6 protein-coding genes are annotated in these 7789 nt (G+C 63.6%); 2 read left to right on the top strand and 4 right to left on the bottom strand.

The window, feature by feature from the left end:
* The first annotated feature begins 58 nt into the window (after positions 1-58).
* The gene (locus A39O_RS0123210) at positions 59-1525 is read left to right on the top strand and encodes a cryptochrome/photolyase family protein (RefSeq protein WP_020507062.1); all 1467 of its coding nucleotides are present in this window, start codon (positions 59-61) and stop codon (positions 1523-1525) included.
* Positions 1526-1648: 123 nt separating this feature from the next.
* On the opposite strand, the gene A39O_RS0123215 is transcribed toward A39O_RS0123210, so the two are convergent.
* From A39O_RS0123215 to cysM, 3 genes are all read right to left on the bottom strand, one after another.
* Positions 1649-2116: a CYTH domain-containing protein gene (locus tag A39O_RS0123215; RefSeq protein ID WP_020507063.1), complete on the bottom strand. Its 468-nt coding sequence runs from the start codon at positions 2114-2116 to the stop codon at positions 1649-1651.
* Between the two features lie 3 nt (positions 2117-2119).
* The gene (gene rlmD / locus A39O_RS0123220; RefSeq protein ID WP_020507064.1) at positions 2120-3451 is read right to left on the bottom strand and encodes a 23S rRNA (uracil(1939)-C(5))-methyltransferase RlmD; all 1332 of its coding nucleotides are present in this window, start codon (positions 3449-3451) and stop codon (positions 2120-2122) included.
* Between the two features lie 74 nt (positions 3452-3525).
* Positions 3526-4455, bottom strand: a complete 930-nt coding sequence (gene cysM / locus A39O_RS0123225) for a cysteine synthase CysM (RefSeq protein WP_020507065.1) — start codon at positions 4453-4455, stop codon at positions 3526-3528.
* A gap of 155 nt (positions 4456-4610) precedes the next feature.
* Between cysM and A39O_RS0123230 the strand changes: the two genes are divergently transcribed.
* Positions 4611-4967, top strand: a complete 357-nt coding sequence (locus tag A39O_RS0123230) for an Hpt domain-containing protein (RefSeq protein WP_020507066.1) — start codon at positions 4611-4613, stop codon at positions 4965-4967.
* A gap of 137 nt (positions 4968-5104) precedes the next feature.
* On the opposite strand, the gene A39O_RS0123235 is transcribed toward A39O_RS0123230, so the two are convergent.
* The coding region (locus tag A39O_RS0123235; RefSeq protein ID WP_211211695.1) for a CARDB domain-containing protein at positions 5105-7789 on the bottom strand (2685 nt) is incomplete at its 5' end.

Genomic DNA, 7789 nt, shown 5'->3' on the forward strand with positions numbered 1-7789 from the left:
GGCAACGCGGTGCGTCGCGCCGCCGCGCACACGCTGCCTCCACCTGTCAGACTCAAGCATGCCTAACATCGCAATCCTTTGGTTCCGGCGCGATCTGCGCCTCACTGACAATCCGGCCCTGCTCCAGGCCATGGCGGACAATGATCAGGTGCTGCCGCTCTATATTCACGCCCCGGCCGACGAGATTCCCTGGGCTCCAGGAGCAGCGAGTCGCTGGTGGCTGCATTGGAGCTTACAGGACCTTGATCGTTCACTGCGCGAACGCGGCAGCCGCCTGGTCATCGACGCCGGCGAGGCACTCGCGGTGATCCAACGGAGGGTAGCGCAGACCGGCGCGACCCGCGTTTATTGGAACCGCCTTTACGATCCGGCCACCCGTGCGCGCGACACCCGGATCAAGCTCGCCCTGCGCGCTCAGGGGCTTGTAGCCGAAAGCCACAATGCGCTGCTGTTGCGCGAGCCCTGGACCATCCTGAATGCCACCGGAGATCCGTACAAAGTGTACAGCGCTTTCTGGCGCAAGTCGTCCCCCGGATTGGCTGGCTGCACCCCGGTGCCGACACCGCCCGGATTCCGGCCGGCACCGGCGGCGGACAGCCTGCGCAGCGAGAACCTGGGGCTGTTACCGCGAATTGCCTGGGATCAGGGCCTGCGCAAGCGCTGGCAACCCGGCGCCGACGCCGCGATGAACCGTGCGATCCGATTTCTCGACAGCGCGCTGGACGCTTACGCCCAGGGTCGGGACCTTCCCGGCACCACGGGCACCTCCAGTCTCTCACCCTATCTGCACTTCGGCGAGATCGGCCCGCGTCAGGTGCTGGCCCTGATCGCCGCGCGCTACGGGACGGTGGAGGCACCTGCCGCTGAGGCCTATGTGCGCGAACTCGGCTGGCGGGAGTTCGCGCATCACCTGCTCTACCACTTCCCGCACACCGCGACCGATCCCCTCGACCCGCGCTTCGCCCGTTATCCGTGGCGCACCGAGGGCACTGCCGAACTGCTCGCCGCCTGGCAACAAGGCCGCACCGGCATCCCCCTGGTCGACGCCGGGATGCGTGAACTGTGGCACACCGGCTGGATGCACAATCGGGTGCGGATGGTGGTTGCTTCCTTCCTGACCAAGAATCTGCGCCTGCCCTGGCAGGCCGGCGCCGCCTGGTTCTGGGACACGCTGGTGGACGCGGACCTGGCGGCCAACACCCTGGGCTGGCAATGGACTGCCGGCTGCGGGGCCGATGCCGCCCCCTACTTCCGGGTCTTCAATCCGGTTCGTCAGGGCGAGCGGTTCGACCCCCAAGGCACCTATGTGCGGCGCTGGTGCCCGGAGTTGGCCGGTCTGCCCGACAAGTTCATCCATCAGCCATGGGCCGCCCCCGCCGCGACGCTACGCGCGGCCGGCCTGACCCTGGGGGCCGACTATCCGCCACCCAGCGTCGATCTGGCGCGCTCGCGGCTGGAAGCGCTGGCCGGGTTTGAAACGATCAAGGGCTCCACCGACGGAGGGCAAGACGCCGCGCGGTCATAGCCCCCCCATGGGCGCCATTTATAGCCTTCGTACCTGATATCCGGACAGACACGCGTGTCGGGGCTACGTCCGGCTATCACGTCCGACGTCCGGCTATCACGTCCGATGGCTATACCGGCCGCCTCACCAATCCTTATATGGATGCCGTGCCAGGTTGGCATTGGAGTAACGCGGATCGGCCGTGACCTCGGCACCCGCCCAAGGCGGCAGAGACACATGCTCGTCAGCGCGCTTCAGTTCGATCTCAGCCAGTTCCAGACCTTCATTGGACCCGCTGAAGACGTCCAGATCCCACATGCGGTCGCCGTAATGGACCCGATAACGCACCTTCGAAATCACCGGCAGGATCGCCAGTTCGCGCAGCATGGCCTGCGCATCCGCGGGCGGAATGGGGTACTCGAATTCGGACCGGGTGATGCCGTGCGGCGGTCCCTTGATGGTGAGGTAGGCATCATCCTCCTTCATCCGCACCCGCAAGGTCAGGGTGCCGGTCGTCGCCAGATAGCCCTGGACAATCTGCCACTCCTGCTCGACCGCTTCACGCCATGCGTCATTTTTTACCAGAAACTTACGCTCGATTTCGAGTGCCATTACTCATTCCTCCGACCGTGCAAAGATCGCCATGGATTCGACATGGGCGGTGTGCGGGAACATGTCCATGACCCCCGCCTGAACCATCCGGTACCCCAAGCCGTTGACCAGCCGATCCGCGTCACGCGCCAGGGTACTGGGATAACAAGAAACATAGCAGATACGCTGCACACCCAAGCGCGGCAACCAGTCGAGCATCTCGAGCGCGCCGCTACGCGGCGGGTCCAGCAGGGCCTTGTGGTAGTACCCCCGCAGCCAGGGCTCTGCGGCGAGGTCACCGTAAAGATCGGCGGTTTCGAAGCGCACGTTATCGATCCCGTTACGCCGGGCATTGGCCGCGGCCCGTGACACCAGCCCGGCATCCGCCTCGACCCCCACGACATCGGCGCAGCGCCGCGCCAAGGGCAGGCTGAAGTTACCGAGCCCGCAGAACAGGTCCAGTACCCGCTCATCCGGTTGAGGGTCCAGGAGGTCGAGCGCCTGATCGACCATCAGGCGGTTCAGCTCCAGATTCACCTGGGTGAAATCCGTGGGCAGGAACTCCAGGCGGACGCCATGACGCGGGAGGTCATAGTGCAAGTCCAGTTGGTGACCGGGCATGGGCCTGATGGTATCCACTCCGCCCTCCTGGAGATAGATGTGGTAGTCATGATCCTCGCCCAGGCGCTGCAAGACCGCGAGGTCGGTGTCGGTCGGCGGCGCCATGACGCGAAACACCAGGACGCAGGGTGCCTCACCGACCGCCATCTCGATCTGCGGGACCTGATCGCGGATACTCAGTTGTCCGACCGCCTCGGCCAGGACCGCAAGGCGCTCGCCCACCGCCGGGTGCAGCACCGCACACCCACTCAGGTCGGCCAGATAAGGGGTCCCGCGCTCGCGAAAGCCCACCAGGGTACGGCCTTTCTTGATCACATGCTTCACCCCCAGCCGCGCCTTGCGCCGATACCCCCAATGTCCCGCGACCAAGGGGGCGAGCCAGTTCTCGGGGCTGACCTTGCCGATCCGCGTGAAGACATCGGCGAGGGTCTCCTGTTTCGTGCGAATCTGCGCGGCCGGATCCTGGTGTTGCAGGCTGCAACCGCCGCAGATGCCGAAATGGGGGCAGCGCGGCGCGACCCGTTCGGGCGATGCCCGCAGAATCTCGACGGCGACGCCCTCATCGAAGCGACGCTGGAGGCGGGTGTAGCGGAAGCGTACCCGCTCTCCGGCCAAGGCGTTGTCGATGAACAGCGCCTTGCCGTCGAAGTGTGCCAGGCCCCGACCCTCGTGGGTCAGACCCTCGATCTCGACTTCGACTAAGCCTTGAGGCAGTGGTTTGCGTTTCTTTGACAAAATATTTTTAGCGATCTATTGACGCAGCGGTTCTTACTGCTGATGAGAAACCCGTCGAATCGGGGAACACCGTATCACGCCGGAAAGACCCCGGTGGAAAGATAGCGGTCACCCCGATCACACACGATGGCGACAATCACCGCCCCGCTGAGTTCCTCCGCCAGCCGCAGTGCCGCGGCCACCGCGCCACCCGAGGACACCCCCGCGAAGATCCCCTCCCGCGCTGCCAGATCGCGGGTGGTCTGCTCGGCCAGGGCTTGCGAGACATCGATGATCCGGTCCACCCCGGCCGGGTCATAGATCCGCGGCAGGTAAGCCTGCGGCCACCGACGGATACCCGGAATGTTCGAACCCTCTTCCGGCTGAACGCCGACGATCTGCACTGCCGGGTTCTGCTCCTTGAGATAGCGCCCGGTGCCCATGATGGTCCCGGTGGTCCCCATGGAGCTGACGAAATGCGTGATGTCCCCTGCGGTATCGCGCCAGATCTCGGGGCCGGTGGATGCGTAATGGGCGGCGGGATTGTCCGGGTTGGAGAATTGATCAAGCCGCAACCCCTGCCCCTGCGTCTCCATCGCCTGGGCCAGATCGATGGCGGCCTCCATGCCGCCCGCCTTGGCCGTGAGCACGATTTCCGCCCCGAAACTCTTCATCGCCGCCCGCCGCTCCATGCTCATATGCTCGGGCATGATCAGCACCAGGCGATACCCCATGATGGCCGCCGCCATGGCGAGCGCAATCCCGGTGTTGCCGCTGGTCGCCTCGATCAGTGTGTCCCCCGGACGAATGGTGCCGCGTTCCTGAGCGCACCGGATCATGTTCAGGGCCGGCCGGTCCTTCACCGAGCCGGCCGGATTACTGCCTTCGAGCTTGACCAGGAGACGGTTATCGCTGTTGCTCGGCAGGCGTTGCAGACGCACCAGGGGCGTGTTGCCGATGAACTGGTCGATCGTGCGATCACGCACGGGCGCGCCGGCTGGATAAGTTGTGCTGGGTTGGGTCATGATGGACTCGGAACAGGCAGGTCGCCGGTGATCGGTAATCTGAGATTGTGCACCAGCCCTGTCGAGCAACCAAGTCGGGCAGCGCCGACGCCGGTGGACTGGAACCGGTCGTACCGATACAGTGCCGTTCGATTCGAACCGGAAGGAGCGCAATCTTGTACCACGATCCTGTCAGGGCCCGCCTCGCCCAACTGCCCGCCCGTGATCCTGTCGCCGCCCTGACCGCGGCCGGCGGCGACGCGGACCTCGCCGCCGAGTTGTTCGCCGCCCTGGCCGCGGGACTGCCGGAGGAACTGAACGAACTGCGTGCCGATCTCGCCGAAGGCGATTGGGTCGGACTGGCCGAGCATGCCCATCAGATGCGCGGGGCCACCCGCTATTGCGGCGTGCCCGCCCTGGACGAAGCCACCGAAGCCTTGGAACGTGCCGCCCGGATCGAAGACCCGGTCCTGATTGCACAGGCGTTTGCGAACTTGGAAGAAGAGACACTGCGCGTGCAGACAGCCGGCTGACGGGCCAGTTCATCGGATGGTCCCCCGTCGCGAGACGGCACCGCGGTCGGCGCACGCTCGCATCCGGGGAAACCATCAGCGCCGGCAACTGCAAGCGCCGGCGCCGCCAGCCCTGGGTGGCGGATGGGTAAGGGCAGTTACGGCACGACGGAATAGGTCATCACGGCCTGGTTGTTGCCGTCATTGGCCTCCGCGGTTTGACAATAGCTATCCACAAAGGTCCGCAGGGTTTTCGTACCCGCCGCACCGGCGCGCAGTCCGACGACAGTCACCGCCTTGCTGGCACCAGCCGCCAGGGTACCAATCACGGCATAGGCGTTGCCGTCCGCCGGACAGGTTTGGCTAGCGGGTTGATTCGTCCAGACATCGAGATAGCCCGCATTGCCGCTCCCCGGACCCTGGTTCTTCACTGTCACTTTGGCGGTGAAAGTCCCGTTGACCTTCGGGCTTGACGGCGTCAGGACGACGCTGGTCACCACGAAGTCGGGGAGCGGCACCGGGAGAGCAGTGTAAGCCTTGGTGAATTGGTTGTTGTCATCGTTGCTTTCCGTGGTCAGACACCCGCTGTCCACGAAGGCGCGCAGGGTCTTGGTCCCAGCCGTACCCGTCGCCAGACCGCTGACCGTGACTGTCTTGCTGGCGCCCGCCGCAAGGCTCGTCGTCAAGGTCGTGGCTTTATCGCCCACGGCCGCGCAGAGCTGGTTGTCCGTTTGATTCGCCCAGACCTGCAGCGTCCGTGGTATCCCGGCCGCCGCGCCTTGGTTCTTCACCGTGATCGCAGCGCTGACCGTCGCGTTGGCGTTGGGACTGCCCGGTGTCAAGACGACGCCGGTCACCACAAAATCGGGGGTTGGTGCCGCCACCACGGTGTAAGACTTGGTGAATTGATTGTTGGCCTCATTGGATTCCGCGGTCAGACACCCACTGTCCACGAAGACGCGCAGGGTCTTGGTTCCCACTGCTCCCGCCGACAGACCGTTAACCGTGATGGTCTGGCTGGCACCAGCCGCCAGGCTGGTCGTCAACGTCGTGGACTTGTCCCCCAAGGCCCCGCAGCCCGGTTCGATGGATTGGTGGTTGGCCCAGACCTGCAGCGTCCGTGGCACCCCCGCCGCCCCGCCCTGGTTCTTCACTGTGACCGCAGCGCTGACTGTCCCACCGGCGCTCGGACTGGCGGGCGATAAGACAACGTTGGTCACCACGAAATCCGGAGCCAAGGGTGCAGTTATTTTGACAATACTGACCGACATGAGCGACATACCCACGTAGGCGCCGCCCCAAGTCATCGTATGGGTACCGTAATCCCAAGTATCATGGAGATAGACAGTGTTGGCAGCCGAGTCATAACCAATACCAACAATCGAATGTCCAGCCAGGTTGAGAAATACCGGACGACCGGCGTCGATCTCCGCCTTGTACTTGGCAAAGGTGAAACCACCGCCGTTGTTATCCGTATTCTGATTATAGCAGTCCGTGACCTGATAACCCTTCTTTTCATAGAACAGCTTCCGTCCGTAGGTTCCGTCATACTGGCTGATTGAGTTTGCAGCCATTTCGGCGCAGGTCAACGGGGTGGCCGGGTTGGTCCAGCTATAGAATTTGGTAGACCCGTCGGTATTCCCATAGGCAGACTGACTGGTCTTCATGTAATCACCGATCGCGTCGCCCCAGGTATGGGCAGTCCAACCGCCGGTAACATAGGGATCATTGGCTCCGTTCCCGTAGCCCACCCAATAATCATTCATCGAGCCGCGGGTCGTCCTGCCGTCCAGTCCCTGATGCGATGCGGTCAATGGACATTGGCCGTACCAGTCACCATACCCATCCTGCCAGTCAGGCCAGGAACTGCTGTCCAGAGGCATCACACCGCCGTTGGTAGGACCGGTATACATGTTCGCGAAGCCGTTGCGGTCATAATAGGCCGCAATCATTGCACCGGAGGTGGCGGAACAGCCGAACGACCAGTCAAAACCCGGAACTGCCAGCGTGTTGACGCCGGCCGTCTGGTTCGGTTCGGGAGCCGCAACGGTTAAGCGCTGAAGCGCATGACCGGGAGGCGGGACCGGCGGTCCACTAATCTTTGATGCGATAAGACTGGTACCATTGAAAAGTGGGATGGTCCGCTCGGAATAATATTGGTAGATAGTGCCGGCACTGTCCTCGGCAGCGTTGACGTCGTTGTCTTCCGTAGTCTCACCCGACGCGCGACTCGGCAATGGGGCACTGCGGTCGGAGGTATTTTCAACGACCCTCTCTTGGGCGGCGGTCGGCTGCTTGAGTTGCAACAGCACCGCCCCGAGTTGTGCGTCTACCCACAGCGACTCCCGCGCGTCAACGGTGGTGGCTTCGATAAACCAGGCGAGGCGGGTCGGCGATGGTTTGCCCACAAACAGGCCGCGATTGAAAATTTCCAATCGCGGAGGACTCAATAGTGCATCAGGATATTTGCCGAGCACCTCGCGCGCTGCCGCTAAGGCCTCCTGCGAGGTCACCGTCGGGGTCGTTTCCAGTGCATCGAGGTCAGGCAAGGTGGTGGCAGTGACCTCGGTCACATCAGCGTTGCGCAAATAGATCAGAATCTCGCCGCCGCTCACCGCAACGCCTTGGTGAATTTGGCGGAAAAGGACATATTCGAGTCCCGCATCATCGCTGCCAAGCACCCGCTCAACCTGGATCTGATCGGGGGCGGTTATACCAAAAGCAGCACCATAACTCCCCAGGAACAGGCGCGCGCGTTCTTCCGGAGTAGCCTGCGCAGAGGCAAAGGTCGAAATGGAGTGACCGGGCGCTGCAGCGAGCGAAGTCACCAATTGAGTGGCGGG

The sequence above is a fragment of the Lamprocystis purpurea DSM 4197 genome (assembly GCF_000379525.1).
GTDB lineage: Bacteria > Pseudomonadota > Gammaproteobacteria > Chromatiales > Chromatiaceae > Thiodictyon > Thiodictyon purpureum.

What these genes read in the sequence shown, in the direction of transcription:
- A39O_RS0123210 (WP_020507062.1), top strand. Translation starts at nt 59, where the DNA reads ATGCCTAACATCGCAATCCTTTGGTTCCGGCGCGATCTGCGCCTCACT.
- A39O_RS0123215 (WP_020507063.1), bottom strand. Translation starts at nt 2,116, where the DNA reads ATGGCACTCGAAATCGAGCGTAAGTTTCTGGTAAAAAATGACGCATGG.
- cysM (WP_020507065.1), bottom strand. Translation starts at nt 4,455, where the DNA reads ATGACCCAACCCAGCACAACTTATCCAGCCGGCGCGCCCGTGCGTGAT.